We start from the raw sequence: 12859 nt of genomic DNA, 5'->3' as shown, positions 1-12859 counted from the left end.
CCCGGTTCGGAGCCGCCTACTGACTCCTACAGATTCTTCGATTCATATAAGGGATAAGGATGGGAACCGATCTTTCCGCGGGTAGGCCCGATCGGCTCCTGCTCGCGGTGCTGCGCGGCGCGCGGCGCGATCCGCCGCCGATCTGGCTGATGCGCCAGGCCGGGCGCTATCTTCCCGAATATCGCGCGCTGCGGGCGAGCAAGGGCGGCTTTCTCGAGCTTTGCTACGATCCCGAGGCCGCCGCCGAGGTGACGCTCCAGCCTATCCGCCGCTTCGGCTTCGATGGCGCCATCCTGTTCTCCGACATTCTGGTGATCCCCCATGCGCTGGGCCAGACGCTCAGCTTCGTGGCGGGCGAGGGGCCGCGCCTCGCCCCGCCGCTCGCGGACCATAAGCTCGCCGATCTCGCCGCCGCGCCGGCGCGGCTGGATCCGGTCTATGAGACGGTGCGCCGCGTCGCCGCCGCCTTGCCGCCGGCCACCACCTTTCTCGGCTTCGCGGGCGCGCCCTGGACGGTGGCGACCTATATGGTGGCGGGCGAGGGCAGCCGCGACCAGGCGGCGGCACGCGGCCTCGCCTATCGCGATCCGGCCCGGTTCGGCGCGATTATCGAGGCGGTCACCGAGGCCACCATCCACTATCTCTCGGGCCAGATCGAGGCCGGCGTGCACGCCGTGCAGCTGTTCGACAGCTGGGCGGGCAGCCTTGCCCCGGCCGAGTTCGAGCGTTGGGTGATCGCGCCGGCGGCCCGGATCGTCGCGGCGCTCCACGCCCGCCACCCCGGCGTGCCGGTGATCGGCTTTCCCAAGGGCGCGGGCGGGCGGCTGGCCGCCTATGCGCGCGAGGTGGAAGCCGACGCGCTGGGGCTGGACGAAAGCGTCGATCCGGCCTGGGCCGATGCGGCGCTGCCGCCCGGGCTGCCGGTGCAGGGCAATCTCGATCCGCTGGCGCTGCTCGCCGGCGGCGCGGCGCTGGCGGAAGGCGTGGCGCGGATCCGCGCCGCCTTCGCGGAGCGGCCGCATATCTTCAATCTGGGCCACGGCATCGTGCCCGAAGTGCCGGTGGCGCATGTCGAAGCGCTGCTCAGCCTGGTACGGGGGGCGTGATGGCGGCGCTGACGGGCTGGCTGGGCGAGGCCTATCTCTGGGTGAAGGCGGCGCACCTGATCTTCGTGATCTTCTGGATGGCGGGGCTGTTCATGCTGCCGCGCTACGCCATTTACCAGGCCGAATGCGCGCCCGGATCGCCGGAGGATCGCGCCTGGGTGGCGCGCCTGGTGCGGCTGCGGCGGATCATCGTCACCCCCGCGATGATCGCGGTGTGGCTGCTCGGTCTCGCGCTGGCGCTGCACATCGATGCCTTCGCGCAGGGCTGGTTCCACGCCAAGCTGGCGCTGGTGCTGCTGCTCTCGGCCTATCATGGCTGGGCGGTGGGGCTTAGCCGCAAGCTGGCGCGGGGTTGGCGTCCGGCCTCGACGCGCGGGCTGCGGCTGGCCAATGAGGTGCCCAGCCTGGCGACCATCCTGATCGTGCTGCTGGTGATCGTGAAGCCCTTCTGAGCCGCGCCGCTTGCCCACCATCCGTCCGATCCCCATATCCGGTCGGCGCAGGCCGCGCCCGGCCGCTTGACTTGGGTTGCGCGCCGCTTTAACCGCGCGCTGACGGTGCCCTGCTTTTCCTCGCGGCGGCGCCTTTCCCGACATCGTCGTTCCCGTCCCGCCAGCCGCGCCGCCTCCTCAGGACCAAGCCCGCTCCATGCATCTTAAAGATCTCAAAAAGACGTCGCCCGCCGAACTGGTTTCGATGGCCGAGCAACTCGGTGTCGAGGGCGCGTCGACCATGCGCAAGCAGGATCTGCTGTTCGCCATCCTCAAGGAGCAGGCGGAGCAGGGCGATCAGATCATGGGCGTCGGCACGATCGAGGTGCTGCCCGATGGCTTCGGCTTCCTCCGTTCGCCCGAAGCCAATTATCTCGCCGGTCCGGACGATATCTATGTCAGCCCCAATCAGGTCCGCAAATTCGGGCTGCGCACGGGCGATACGGTGGAGGGCGAGATCCGCGCGCCCAAGGACGGCGAGCGCTATTTCGCGCTGACGCGGCTCATCTCGATCAATTTCGACGATCCCGACGTGGTCCGCCACCGCGTCAATTTCGACAATCTCACCCCGCTCTATCCCGAACAGAAGCTGACGCTCGACACGCTCGATCCGACGGTGAAGGACCGGTCGGCGCGGGTGATCGATATCGTCGCGCCGCAGGGCAAGGGCCAGCGCTCGCTGATCGTGGCGCCGCCGCGCGTCGGCAAGACGGTGCTGCTCCAGAACATCGCCAAGGCGATCACGGACAATCATCCCGAGGTCTTCCTGATCGTGCTGCTCATCGACGAGCGGCCCGAGGAAGTCACCGATATGCAGCGCTCGGTGAAGGGCGAGGTCATCTCCTCCACCTTCGACGAGCCCGCCCAGCGCCACGTGCAGGTCGCCGAGATGGTGATCGAAAAGGCCAAGCGTCTGGTCGAGCACAAGAAGGACGTGGTGATCCTGCTCGATTCCATCACCCGGCTCGGCCGCGCCTACAACACGGTCGTGCCCAGCTCGGGCAAGGTGCTGACCGGCGGTGTCGACGCCAACGCGCTGCAGCGGCCCAAGCGCTTCTTCGGCGCGGCGCGCAACATCGAGGAAGGCGGCTCGCTCTCCATCATCGCCACCGCGCTGATCGACACCGGCAGCCGCATGGACGAGGTGATCTTCGAAGAGTTTAAGGGCACCGGCAATTCCGAGATCGTGCTGGACCGCAAGGTCGCGGACAAGCGCATCTTCCCGGCGATGGACGTCGGCAAGTCGGGCACCCGCAAGGAAGAGCTGCTGGTCGAGAAGTCCAAGCTCTCGAAGATGTGGGTGCTGCGCCGCATCCTCATGCAGATGGGCACCACCGACGCGATGGAGTTCCTGCTCGACAAGATGAAGGACTCGAAGACGAACGAGGATTTCTTCGATTCGATGAACCAATAGGCCGGCCGGCGCGGCCGGGGGCGCGGGCCCCTAGCCGCGCGCGCCGAACAGCGCGGTGCCGATCCGCACATGGGTGGCGCCCAGCAGCGCCGCCGTCTCGAAATCGCCCGACATGCCCATGCTCAGCCCGGCCAGGCCATGGTCGCGGGCGAGCTTGGCGAGCAGCGCGAAATAGGGCGCCGGCTCGCGATCGGCGGGGGGCACCGCCATCAGTCCGATCACCGGCAGCGCCGCGGCGCGCGCCTCGGCGAGCAGCGCGGGCAGATCGGCCAGCGCGACGCCGCCCTTCTGCGGCTCCTCGCCGATATTCACCTGCACGAAACAGTCCGGCCGGCGTCCCGCCTTGTCCATCGCGCGCGCCAGCGCCGCGACCAGCGACGGCCGGTCGACCGCATGGATCGCGTCGAACAGCCGCACCGCCTCGTCCGCCTTGTTGGATTGCAGCTGGCCGACCAGATGCAGCCGGCAATCCGGCGTCGCCTCGCGCAGCGCGGGCCATTTCGCCTGCGCCTCCTGCACCCGATTCTCGCCGAACACGCGCTGCCCGGCGGCGATCAGCGGGGTGATGGCCTCGGGCGCGATCGTCTTGGAAACGGCGATCAGCGTCACCGCGCCGGGCGCGCGGCCCGCCAGCCCGGCGGCGTGATCGAGGCGGTCGCGCAGCGCGGCGAGCCGCGCATCGGGGGATTGGGGATCGGCCATGGCCGCGCCTATAGGAGCGGCGATGCGCCCCCGCCAGACCCTGCCCCGATTGTGGCTGATGACCGACGAGCGGATCGGCGCGGCGCTGCTGCCCGCCCTTAGCCGCTTGCCGCGCGGCGCCGGCGTGATCTTCCGCCATTATGGCCTGGCGCCCGCCGCGCGGCAGGCGCTGTTCCGCCAGGTGCGCGCGGTGGCGCGCGCGCGGAGGCAGGTGCTGCTCCTCGCCGGGCCGCCCCGCCTCGCCATCTCCTGGGGCGCGGCGGGTGCGCACGGGCCGAGCCCGCATCGCCGTACCGCGCGGCCGCTGCTGCGCACCATGGCGGTGCATGATCGCCGCCAGCTCCACGCCGCGCGCCGCGCCGATCTGCGCTTCGTCTCGCCCGTCTTCCCCACCCGCTCGCATCCCGGCGCGCCGGCGCTCGGCCCGGTGCGGCTGGGGCTGCTGCTGGGCGCGGAGCGGCGCGCGATCGCGCTTGGCGGCATGTCGCCCGCCCACGCGCGCCGGCTGCGCCCGCTCGGTCTCGCCGGCTGGGCGGCGATCGATGCGCTTGCGGGGATGACGGCGGCGGCCGGGGGCGCTACCGGGTAGCGCGATGCGCGATCCGCTCACGCTCCTTCACGAGGTTTTCGGCTTTCCCGGCTTTCGCGGCGTCCAGGAGGCGGTGGTCGCGCGCGTGATGCGCGGCGCCGGAACGCTGGCGGTGATGCCCACCGGCGCCGGCAAGTCGCTCTGCTACCAGCTGCCCGCCCTGGCGCGGCCGGGCACGGCGGTGATCGTCTCGCCGCTGATCGCGCTGATGCACGATCAGGTCCGCTCGGCCGAGGCCTTCGGCATCCGCGCGGCGGCGCTCACCTCGGCCGACGAGGACCGCGCCGAGACGATGCGCCGCTTCCGCGATGGGCAGCTCGATCTTCTCTATGTCGCGCCCGAGCGCGCCTCGGGCGAGAGCTTCCGCAGCCTGTTGCGCGCCACCAGCCTGGCCTTGTTCGCGATCGACGAAGCCCATTGCGTGAGCGAATGGGGCCATGATTTCCGGCCCGATTACCGGCTGCTGCGGCCGCTGCTCGATGCCTTTCCCGAGGTGCCGCGGCTGGCGCTGACGGCCACCGCCGATCGCCACACCCGCGCCGATATCCTGGAGCAGCTCGGCCTCCCGCAGGACGGGCTGATCGTCGCCGGCTTCGATCGCCCCAATATCCGCTACATGATCAGCCCGCGCGATGGCCTGCAGGGCCAGCTCAAGACGGTGCTGGCGAATCAGGCGGGCGCGGGCATCGTCTATGCGCCCACGCGCGACGCCACCGAGCGGATCGCCGCGCAGCTCGCCGCCGGCGGCCGCACGGTGCGCGCCTATCATGCCGGCATGGATCCGGGCGTGCGCCGGCGCAACCAGCAGGATTTCGTCGCGTCCGAGGATATGGTGATGGTCGCGACGGTCGCCTTCGGCATGGGCATCGACAAGCCCGATGTCCGCTTCGTCGCCCATGCCGGCCTGCCCAAATCGATCGAGGGCTATTATCAGGAAACCGGGCGCGCGGGCCGCGACGGCGAGCCCGCGATCGCCCATCTCTTCTGGGGCGCGGAGGATTTCGCGCGCGCCCGCAAGCGGCTGAGCGAGGTGGACGAGGCCCGCGCCAGCGGCGAGCGGGCGCGGCTCTCGGCGCTGGCCGGGCTGGTCGAGACGAGCGAATGCCGGCGCATGGTGCTGCTGCGCTATTTCGGCGAGGATCCGCGCGCGCCTTGCGGCAATTGCGACAATTGCCTCGCCCCGCCCGCGACGGTGGATGCCACCGAGGTGGCGCGCAAGCTGCTCTCGGCCGCCTTCCGCACCGAGATGCGCTTCGGGGTGGGCCATTTGCTGGACGTGCTGGCCGGCCGCGAGACCGACAAGGTGATCGGCAACGGCCATCACCGCCTGTCGGTGTTCGGCATCGCCGACGAGGCCGAGCAGAAGCTGGTGCGCCCCGTGGCGCGTGCGCTCCTGGCGCGCGACGCGCTGCGCGCCGACGATTATGGCGGCCTCAGCTTCGGCCCGGCCGCGCGCCCCATCCTCAAGGGCGAGCACAGCCTGGCGGTGGCGCTGCCCGCGCCCAAGGCGCGGCGCCGGCGTGGCGGGGCGGGCGAGGAGAGCCATGCCCATGATCCGCTGTTCGAGGCGCTGCGCGCCCGGCGGCGCGAAATCGCGCAGGCGCGCGGCGTGCCGCCCTATGTCATCTTCCACGATTCGACGCTGCGCGAGATGGCGGGGCTCCATCCCACAACGCTGGAAGGCCTGGCGCAGGTGACGGGGGTGGGCCAGGCCAAGCGCGAGGCCTATGGCGATGCCTTTCTCGAGGTGCTGCGCGGCTGGCGCGGCTGAAGGAGGTACTATGTTCAGGACGCTCGACGAGACGATGCTGGTATCGCCGCAGATCGGCCCCGCCGATATCGCCGCCGCCGCCGATCAGGGCGTGGTGCTGATCATCAACAACCGGCCAGAGGGCGAGGAGCCGGGCCAGCCCGAGGGCGCCGCGATTGAGGCGGCGGCGCGCGCGGCCGGGCTCGGCTATGTCGCGATCCCGGTGGATCATGCCGGCCTGTCGCTCGATCAGGTCGAGGCGATGGGCGCGGCGCTGGACGGGGTGGAGGGCCGCACGCTCGCCTATTGCCGGTCGGGCACGCGCTCCACCTATCTCTGGGCGCTGGCGCGGGCGCGCGCCGGCGATTCACCCGACCAGATCCGCGCCAAGGCGGCCAATGCCGGCTATGATCTCACCCCGCTGATGGGGCTGATGACGCAGCTCCAGGGCTGAGCCGCGCGCGGGCGCGCGGGCCGAAAAAAGAGCCGGCGAGTTGCCTCGCCGGCCCAGGCTCTTCGCAGGAGGAAGCTCAGTTGTAGGCGCGCTCGCCATGCTCGCCGAGATCGAGGCCTTCGCGCTCGACTTCGGCGCTGACGCGCAGCCCCGTCACCGCCTTGGCGATGAAGATGGCGATCACCGTGCCGATGCCGGCCCAGACGATGGTGGTGAGCACCGCCTCGATCTGTACCGCCAGCTGGTGGCCCATGTTGAAATCGGGCTTGCCGGGGCCGCCCAGCCCGGGGGCATAGACGATGCCGGTGCCGATCGCGCCGATCATGCCGCCGATGCCGTGGACGCCGAAGGCATCCAGCGCGTCGTCATAGCCGAGCCGCGGCTTGAGCACCGACACGGCGTAGAAGCAGACGATGCTCGCGATCGCGCCGAGGATGATCGCGCCGAACGGTCCGGAATTGCCCGCCGCCGGCGTCACCGCGACGAGGCCCGCGACGATGCCCGAGCAGAAGCCCAGCGCCGAGCCCTTATGGCCGTTGAGCCGCTCCGCCAGCATCCAGAACAGGCCCGCCGAGGCGGTGGCGACGAAGGTGTTGATCATCGCCAGTCCGGCCGAGCCATTGGCCTCGAGCGCGGATCCGGCGTTGAAGCCGAACCAGCCCACCCAGAGCAGGCCGGTGCCGATGCCCGTCATGGTGAGCGAGTGCGGCACGATCCGCTCATGCGGATAGCCGAGCCGCTTGCCGAGGATCAGCGCGGCGACCAGCGCCGAGACGCCGGCATTGATGTGCACCACCGTGCCGCCCGCGAAATCCAGCGCGCCCTTGGCGAAGAAGAAGCCGTTCGACGCCCACACCATGTGCGCCACCGGGAAATAGACGAGCGTCAGCCACACTAGGGCGAACACCATCACCGCCGAGAATTTCATCCGCTCCACCACCGAGCCGAGCACCAGCGCGACGGTGATGGCGGCGAAGGTCATCTGGAAGCAGATGAAGACATATTCGGGGATGGCGACGCCGGGCGTGAAGGTCGCCGCCGTGCTGTCCGAGGTGACGCCCTTGAGGAAAGCCTTGCCGAAGCCCGAGATGAAGGCGCCGCCGCCATCGCCGAACGCCTCGGTATAGCCCCACATCACCCAGATCAGCATGGCGAAGCAGGCGACCGCGCCGATCTGCGTCATGGTGGAGAGCATGTTCTTGGCGCGGGTGAGGCCGCCATAGAAGAGCGCCAGGCCCGGCACGATCATCATCAGCACCAGCAGCGTGGATGTCATCATCCAGGCGGTGTCGCCCTTGTTGACGGTCGGCGGCGAAGGCGCGGCGGCGGGCGCCTGGAGCGCCGCATCCTGCGCCCAGGCGGGCAGCGCCGCGAACATGGCCAGCCCGAGCGCCCCCGCGCATCCGGCCAATTTCGTGATTGGCTTCATTTCTGCCCCTTTCCCCTTAGAGCGCCACATCGTCGGTCTCGCCGGTGCGGATTCGCACCGCCTGGGCGAGATCGAGCACGAAGATCTTGCCGTCGCCGATCGCGCCGGTGTTCGCCGCCTGCTGGATGGCTTCCACCACCCGGTGCGAGAGATCGTCGCCACAGGCGACCTCGACCTTGATCTTCGGCACCATGTTGGTGCTGTACTCGGCGCCCCGATAGATCTCGGTCTGCCCCTTCTGCCGCCCGAAGCCCTTGACTTCGGTCACCGTCATGCCGGCCACGCCAACATCGGACAGCGCCTCGCGGACCTCGTCGAGCTTGAAGGGCTTGATGATCGCGATGACGAGTTTCATGCCGCTCCCCTGTTTGTCTCCCGCTGTCTTCCAGCAAGAGCCGTGCCAGAGGCAAAAGGCCCGCGTCATGCGGGGTGCGCGCGGAAACGCGGCCAATCGTGCGCCCGATTATTGAGCAATTGTTACCGGCTGCCCAGAAAATAGGCAGAGGGCGCGGTGCAGACTGAGGGGTGAACCGCCGCCGAACGTCCTTGGCGCCAAGCGGTTCCCGAGGATCAGCCGGCGGCGGTGCCGCCCACGGTCAACCGGTCGATCAGCAGGCTGGGCTGGCCCACCCCCGCCGGCACCGACTGGCCGCCCTTGCCGCACATGCCGATGCCCTCGTCCAGCGCCATGTCGTTGCCGATCGCGCGCACCCGGGTCAGCACCGAGGGCCCGTCGCCGATCAGCGTCGCGCCCTTGATGGGCGCGCCCAGCCGGCCATTCTCGATGCGATAGGCCTCGGTGCAGGAGAAGACGAACTTGCCCGAGGTGATGTCCACCTGGCCGCCGCCGAAGCTCTTGGCGTAGATGCCGTTCCCGGCGCGGGCGATGATCTCCTGCGGATCGTCGTTGCCGCCCAGCATGAAGGTGTTGGTCATGCGCGGCATCGGCGCATAGGCGAAATTCTCGCGGCGGCCATTGCCGGTGGCGGCCACGCCCATCAGCCGCGCATTCAGCCGGTCCTGCATATAGCCGCGCAGGATGCCGTCCTCGATCAGGACATTGGCCTGGGTCGGCGTGCCCTCGTCATCGATCGAGAGCGAGCCGCGCCGATCGGCGATCGAGCCATCGTCGATCACCGTCACCCCCGGCGCGGCGACGCGCTCGCCGATCCGGCCGGAAAAGGCGGACGAGCCCTTGCGGTTGAAATCGCCCTCCAGGCCATGGCCGATCGCCTCGTGCAGCAGCACGCCGGGCCAGCCCGGGCCGCACACCACCGTCATCTCGCCCGCGGGCGCGGCGACCGCCTCCAGATTGACCAGCGCCTGCGCCAGCGCCTCGCCGATCGCGCGCTCCCAGGTCGGCTGCTCGAACAGCCGGTCGTAGAGATAGCGTCCGCCCATGCCGAAGGTGCCGCTCTCGCGGCGGCCATTCTGCTCCACCACGATGGTGACGTTGAGCCGCACCAGCGGCCTGATATCGGTGGCGAGGAAGCCGTCGGGCCGCACGATCTCGATCACGCTCCAGCTGCCCGCCAGCCCGACCGAAACTTGCGCCACGCGCGGATCGCGGGCGCGCGCCAGCGCGTCGATCGTCTGGCACAAAGCCACCTTGCGCGCGAAGGGCACGATGCTGAGCGGATCGCTGCCGGTATAGAGGTGGCGGTTGGTGCGCGGCGGCGGCGCCGCCGGCCCCTGCGCGGCGGGATCGAGCAGCCGCATCGTCTCGGCGGCGCGCCGGATCGCGGGGGCGCTGATCTCGTTGGCATGGGCGAAGGCGGTCGTCTCGCCCGAGACGCCGCGCAGCCCGAAGCCGCTCTGGGTGGTGAAATCGGCCGTCTTGAGGCGGCCGTCGTCGAAGCCGAAGCTCTCGGAGACGCTGTGCTGGAGATAAAGCTCGCCATCGTCGCAGCGCCCCAGCGCCTCGGCGGTCAGGCGGAGCGCGGCGTCGGGATCGAAGCCGTCGCGATACAGCAGGGAGCGGGGATCGGGAGCGGTGGCCATGGCGGCGATATAGGCGCCCCGTTGGCGTGGCGCATCCCCCCTTGGCGCGGGGGGAAGCCGGCCTGGCTCAGGCGGCCTGGCCCGCCGGCGGGTGATCGGCCGGGCCGCCGATCAGCACGAAGCGGCGATCGCAATAGCCGCATTCGACAAAGCCATCCTCGTCGATCTCGAGCCAGACGCGCGGATGGCCGAGCGCCGAACCGCTCGGAATGTCGGTGGCGCCGTCGCAGACGACGCGGCGATGCGATACGCGGATCGTTTCAGGCGGCTGGATCATGGCGCGCGGATAGCAAGCCGGCCGCCGCCGCGCAATCATGCCCGTGCGCGAGCGTGATGCGGGCTCTGGCGGCGGCGCGGCGCAGCGTCTATCTGGCGGCGCATGGAACAGGCGGCGATCAGCATCCGGCAGCTCGAAAAAACCTATCAGGGCGGCAAGCGCGCGCTGGACGGCGTCAGCTTCGATGTGCCGCGCGGCCAGATATTCGGCCTGCTCGGCCCCAATGGCGCCGGCAAGTCGACGCTCATCAACATCCTCGCCGGCCTCGTCAACAAGACCGGGGGCACCGCCTCGATCTGGGGCTTCGACATCGACGAGCATCCGCGCAACGCCAAGGTCTCGATCGGCATCGTGCCCCAGGAGATCCTGTTCGATCCCTTCTTCACCCCGGCCGAGACGCTGGAAATCTACGCCGGCCTCTATGGCGTGCCCAAGGCGCAGCGGCGCACCCAGGAATTGCTGCGCGCGGTGCATCTGGCCGACAAGGCCAATGCCTTCGCGCGCACCCTGTCGGGCGGCATGAAGCGGCGGCTGCTCGTCGCCAAGGCGCTCGTCCATACGCCGCCGGTGCTGGTGCTGGACGAGCCCACCGCCGGCGTCGATCTGGAGCTGCGCCAGCAGCTCTGGGCCTATGTGCGCGAGCTCAACCGCCAGGGCACGACGGTGGTGCTGACCACCCATTATCTCGAGGAAGCGCAGGAATTGTGCGATCGCATCGCGATCATCAACAATGGCCGGCTCATCGCCAACGAGCCCACCGCCGCGCTGCTCGCCAAGGCGACCGAGAAGGTGGTGGAGGTGACGGTGGATCGCGACCTCGCCGCCCCGCCCGAGGCGCGCTGCTTCGAGAAGGTCGAGCTGAAGGGCCCGCGCACCATCGTCATCAGCTATGACAAGACCCGCGTCCATGCCGGCGACGTGCTCACCGCGCTCGCCGATGCCGGGCTGAGCGTGGTGGACGTCTCCACCCGCGAGGCGGATCTGGAGGATGTGTTCCTCTCGCTCACCCGGCGCGGCTGATGGCCATAGCGGCCTATGACGTCGTCATCGTCGGCTCCGGCGCGGCCGGCCTCACCGCCGCGCTGAGCCTGGCGGAACGCTTCCGCGTGGTGGTGCTGGCCAAGGGCGGCCTCGACGACGGATCGACCAACTGGGCGCAGGGCGGAATCGCCGCCGTGCTGGAGGAAGGCGATACCTTCGAAAGCCATATCGAAGACACGATGATCGCCGGCGCGGGCCTCAACGATCGCGCCACCGTCGAGTTCGTGATCGAGAATGCGCCGCGCGCGATCGAGCGGCTGATCGCGCTGGGCGTGCCCTTCAACATGGCCGGCAACAGCCTGCACCTGACGCGCGAAGGCGGCCACAGCCATCGCCGCATCGTCCATGTCGACGATGCCACCGGGCGCGCGGTGCAGGTGGCGCTGCAGGCGGCGGCGGCCGCGCATCCCAATATCACGCTGGTGCCGGGCATGGCGGCGGTGGATCTCGCCACCTCGCGCCATGGCGAGCGCTATCTGGGCGATGGCCGCGTCTGGGGCGTCTATGCGCTGGATCGGCGATCGGGCGAGGTGGAGCTGTTCACCGGCCGCGCCACCATCCTGGCGACGGGCGGCGCCGGCCGCACCTATCTCTATTCCACCGCGCCGCGCGGCGCGACCGGCGACGGCATCGCCATGGCGTGGCGCGCGGGCGCGCGCGTCTCCAACATGGAGATGATGCAGTTCCACCCCACCTGCCTGTGGAATCTCGAGGTCAAGAATTTCCTGATCACCGAGGCGATGCGCGGCGAGGGCGGCCAGCTGAAGCTGCCGCCGGGCGTGCCGGGGGCGGGCCACCGCTTCATGCCCGATTTCGATCCCCGCGCCGAACTCGCCCCGCGCGACGTGGTGGCGCGCGCGATCGATCACGAGATCAAGCGGCTGGGGCTGGACTATGTCCATCTCGACATCAGCAACCAGCCGGCCGACTTCATCATCGGCCATTTCCCCACCATCCACGCCAAGCTGATGGGGCTGGGGATCGATATCACGCGCGAGCCGATCCCGGTCGTGCCGGCCCAGCATTATACCTGTGGCGGGGTGATCGTGGACCGCAAGGGCCGCACCGATCTGCCCGGCCTCTATGCCGCCGGCGAGGTAACGCAATCGGGCCTGCACGGCGCCAATCGCCTCGCCTCCAATTCGCTGCTCGAATGTTTCGTCTATGGCGAGGCGGCGGCGTCGCACATCGCGCGCCATTGGGACGAGTTGCCGCCGCCGCCGCCGATCCGGCCCTGGGATGCCAGCCGCGTCACCGACTCGGACGAGGAGGTGATCGTGCAGCACAATTGGCGCGAGATCCGGCGCTTCATGTGGGATTATGTGGGCATCGTCCGCACCACCAAAAGGCTGGAGCGCGCGCAGCACCGCATCCGCATGCTTCGCCGCGAAGTCGAAGACTATTACGGCGAGTTCCGCGTCACCGCCGATCTGATCGAGCTGCGCAACCTCGTGGAAACGGCGGATCTTATCGTCCGCTGTGCGCTCGCCCGCAAGGAGAGCCGGGGGCTGCACTACACACTCGATTACCCGGAAACGCTTGGCGAGGCGCGCGATACGGTCCTTGTTCCCTGACTTTCCGATACCTCTTCGTCACCCGTCCGTA

Annotated in this window: 13 protein-coding genes; 8 read left to right on the top strand and 5 right to left on the bottom strand. The window is 69.7% G+C overall.

Annotated elements, in window-relative coordinates; translation table 11 throughout:
* The first annotated feature begins 59 nt into the window (after nt 1-59).
* The 3 genes from hemE to rho all read left to right on the top strand — a co-directional run bounded on the left by hemE (nt 60) and on the right by rho (nt 3011).
* Nucleotides 60-1106, top strand: a complete 1047-nt coding sequence (gene hemE, locus LHA26_RS07215; RefSeq protein ID WP_252168040.1) for a uroporphyrinogen decarboxylase — start codon at nt 60-62, stop codon at nt 1104-1106.
* Nucleotides 1106-1558, top strand: a complete 453-nt coding sequence (locus tag LHA26_RS07210; RefSeq protein WP_252168039.1) for a CopD family protein — start codon at nt 1106-1108, stop codon at nt 1556-1558. The genes hemE and LHA26_RS07210 overlap by 1 nt, the downstream gene beginning before the upstream one ends.
* 196 nt (nt 1559-1754) lie before the next feature.
* Complete coding sequence (gene rho, locus LHA26_RS07205; protein ID WP_252168038.1) at nt 1755-3011, top strand: transcription termination factor Rho; 1257 nt, start codon at nt 1755-1757, stop codon at nt 3009-3011.
* 30 nt (nt 3012-3041) lie between these two features.
* Here the strand turns inward: rho and LHA26_RS07200 are convergent, their stop codons facing one another.
* A complete protein-coding gene (locus LHA26_RS07200; RefSeq protein WP_252168037.1) occupies nt 3042-3713 on the bottom strand; it encodes a YggS family pyridoxal phosphate-dependent enzyme in 672 nt (223 codons plus the stop codon).
* A gap of 22 nt (nt 3714-3735) precedes the next feature.
* Here LHA26_RS07200 and LHA26_RS07195 point away from each other — a divergent pair, with 22 nt between their 5' ends.
* The 3 genes from LHA26_RS07195 to LHA26_RS07185 are packed head-to-tail and all read left to right on the top strand — an operon-like array spanning nt 3736 to nt 6506.
* Nucleotides 3736-4302, top strand: coding sequence for a thiamine phosphate synthase (locus LHA26_RS07195; protein ID WP_252168036.1), 567 nt, complete (start codon nt 3736-3738; stop codon nt 4300-4302).
* Between the two features lie 4 nt (nt 4303-4306).
* Nucleotides 4307-6073, top strand: a complete 1767-nt coding sequence (gene recQ / locus LHA26_RS07190) for a DNA helicase RecQ (RefSeq protein WP_252168035.1) — start codon at nt 4307-4309, stop codon at nt 6071-6073.
* A gap of 10 nt (nt 6074-6083) precedes the next feature.
* Nucleotides 6084-6506, top strand: coding sequence for a protein tyrosine phosphatase family protein (locus LHA26_RS07185; protein WP_252168034.1), 423 nt, complete (start codon nt 6084-6086; stop codon nt 6504-6506).
* 76 nt (nt 6507-6582) lie between these two features.
* Here LHA26_RS07185 and LHA26_RS07180 read toward each other — a convergent pair whose 3' ends face one another.
* From LHA26_RS07180 to LHA26_RS07165, 4 genes are all read right to left on the bottom strand, one after another.
* Nucleotides 6583-7935 carry an ammonium transporter gene (locus LHA26_RS07180; RefSeq protein ID WP_252168033.1) on the bottom strand — a complete coding sequence of 451 codons (1353 nt, stop codon included), beginning with the start codon at nt 7933-7935 and terminating at the stop codon, nt 6583-6585.
* A gap of 16 nt (nt 7936-7951) precedes the next feature.
* Nucleotides 7952-8290 (bottom strand): P-II family nitrogen regulator, encoded by a 339-nt coding sequence (locus LHA26_RS07175; RefSeq protein ID WP_252168032.1) that lies wholly within the window; start codon nt 8288-8290, stop codon nt 7952-7954.
* A gap of 215 nt (nt 8291-8505) precedes the next feature.
* Nucleotides 8506-9936, bottom strand: a complete 1431-nt coding sequence (tldD, locus tag LHA26_RS07170; RefSeq protein WP_252168031.1) for a metalloprotease TldD — start codon at nt 9934-9936, stop codon at nt 8506-8508.
* A gap of 67 nt (nt 9937-10003) precedes the next feature.
* Entirely contained in the window at nt 10004-10213 is a 210-nt protein-coding gene (locus LHA26_RS07165) for a zinc-finger domain-containing protein (protein ID WP_252168030.1), read from the bottom strand.
* 102 nt (nt 10214-10315) lie between these two features.
* Here LHA26_RS07165 and LHA26_RS07160 point away from each other — a divergent pair, with 102 nt between their 5' ends.
* Together LHA26_RS07160 and nadB are read left to right on the top strand one after the other, a co-directional pair.
* A complete protein-coding gene (locus tag LHA26_RS07160) occupies nt 10316-11233 on the top strand; it encodes an ABC transporter ATP-binding protein (RefSeq protein WP_252168029.1) in 918 nt (305 codons plus the stop codon).
* On the top strand, nt 11233-12828 hold the full coding sequence (gene nadB / locus LHA26_RS07155) for an L-aspartate oxidase (protein WP_252168028.1): 1596 nt from the start codon (nt 11233-11235) through the stop codon (nt 12826-12828). The genes LHA26_RS07160 and nadB overlap by 1 nt, the downstream gene beginning before the upstream one ends.
* Nucleotides 12829-12859: the final 31 nt, after the last annotated feature.

The organism is Sphingomonas morindae (assembly GCF_023822065.1).
Classification (GTDB): domain Bacteria; phylum Pseudomonadota; class Alphaproteobacteria; order Sphingomonadales; family Sphingomonadaceae; genus Solisphingomonas; species Solisphingomonas morindae.
Note: the sequence above shows the minus strand (reverse complement) of the source record. Positions and strands in the feature narration are given on the sequence as shown.

Bases quoted from the DNA above. Each gene is read 5' to 3' on its own strand.
- hemE (WP_252168040.1), top strand. From the start codon at position 60: ATGGGAACCGATCTTTCCGCGGGTAGGCCCGATCGGCTCCTGCTCGCG.
- LHA26_RS07210 (WP_252168039.1), top strand. From the start codon at position 1,106: ATGGCGGCGCTGACGGGCTGGCTGGGCGAGGCCTATCTCTGGGTGAAG.
- rho (WP_252168038.1), top strand. From the start codon at position 1,755: ATGCATCTTAAAGATCTCAAAAAGACGTCGCCCGCCGAACTGGTTTCG.
- LHA26_RS07200 (WP_252168037.1), bottom strand. From the start codon at position 3,713: ATGGCCGATCCCCAATCCCCCGATGCGCGGCTCGCCGCGCTGCGCGAC.
- LHA26_RS07195 (WP_252168036.1), top strand. From the start codon at position 3,736: ATGCGCCCCCGCCAGACCCTGCCCCGATTGTGGCTGATGACCGACGAG.
- recQ (WP_252168035.1), top strand. From the start codon at position 4,307: ATGCGCGATCCGCTCACGCTCCTTCACGAGGTTTTCGGCTTTCCCGGC.
- LHA26_RS07185 (WP_252168034.1), top strand. From the start codon at position 6,084: ATGTTCAGGACGCTCGACGAGACGATGCTGGTATCGCCGCAGATCGGC.
- LHA26_RS07180 (WP_252168033.1), bottom strand. From the start codon at position 7,935: ATGAAGCCAATCACGAAATTGGCCGGATGCGCGGGGGCGCTCGGGCTG.
- LHA26_RS07175 (WP_252168032.1), bottom strand. From the start codon at position 8,290: ATGAAACTCGTCATCGCGATCATCAAGCCCTTCAAGCTCGACGAGGTC.
- tldD (WP_252168031.1), bottom strand. From the start codon at position 9,936: ATGGCCACCGCTCCCGATCCCCGCTCCCTGCTGTATCGCGACGGCTTC.
- LHA26_RS07165 (WP_252168030.1), bottom strand. From the start codon at position 10,213: ATGATCCAGCCGCCTGAAACGATCCGCGTATCGCATCGCCGCGTCGTC.
- LHA26_RS07160 (WP_252168029.1), top strand. From the start codon at position 10,316: ATGGAACAGGCGGCGATCAGCATCCGGCAGCTCGAAAAAACCTATCAG.
- nadB (WP_252168028.1), top strand. From the start codon at position 11,233: ATGGCCATAGCGGCCTATGACGTCGTCATCGTCGGCTCCGGCGCGGCC.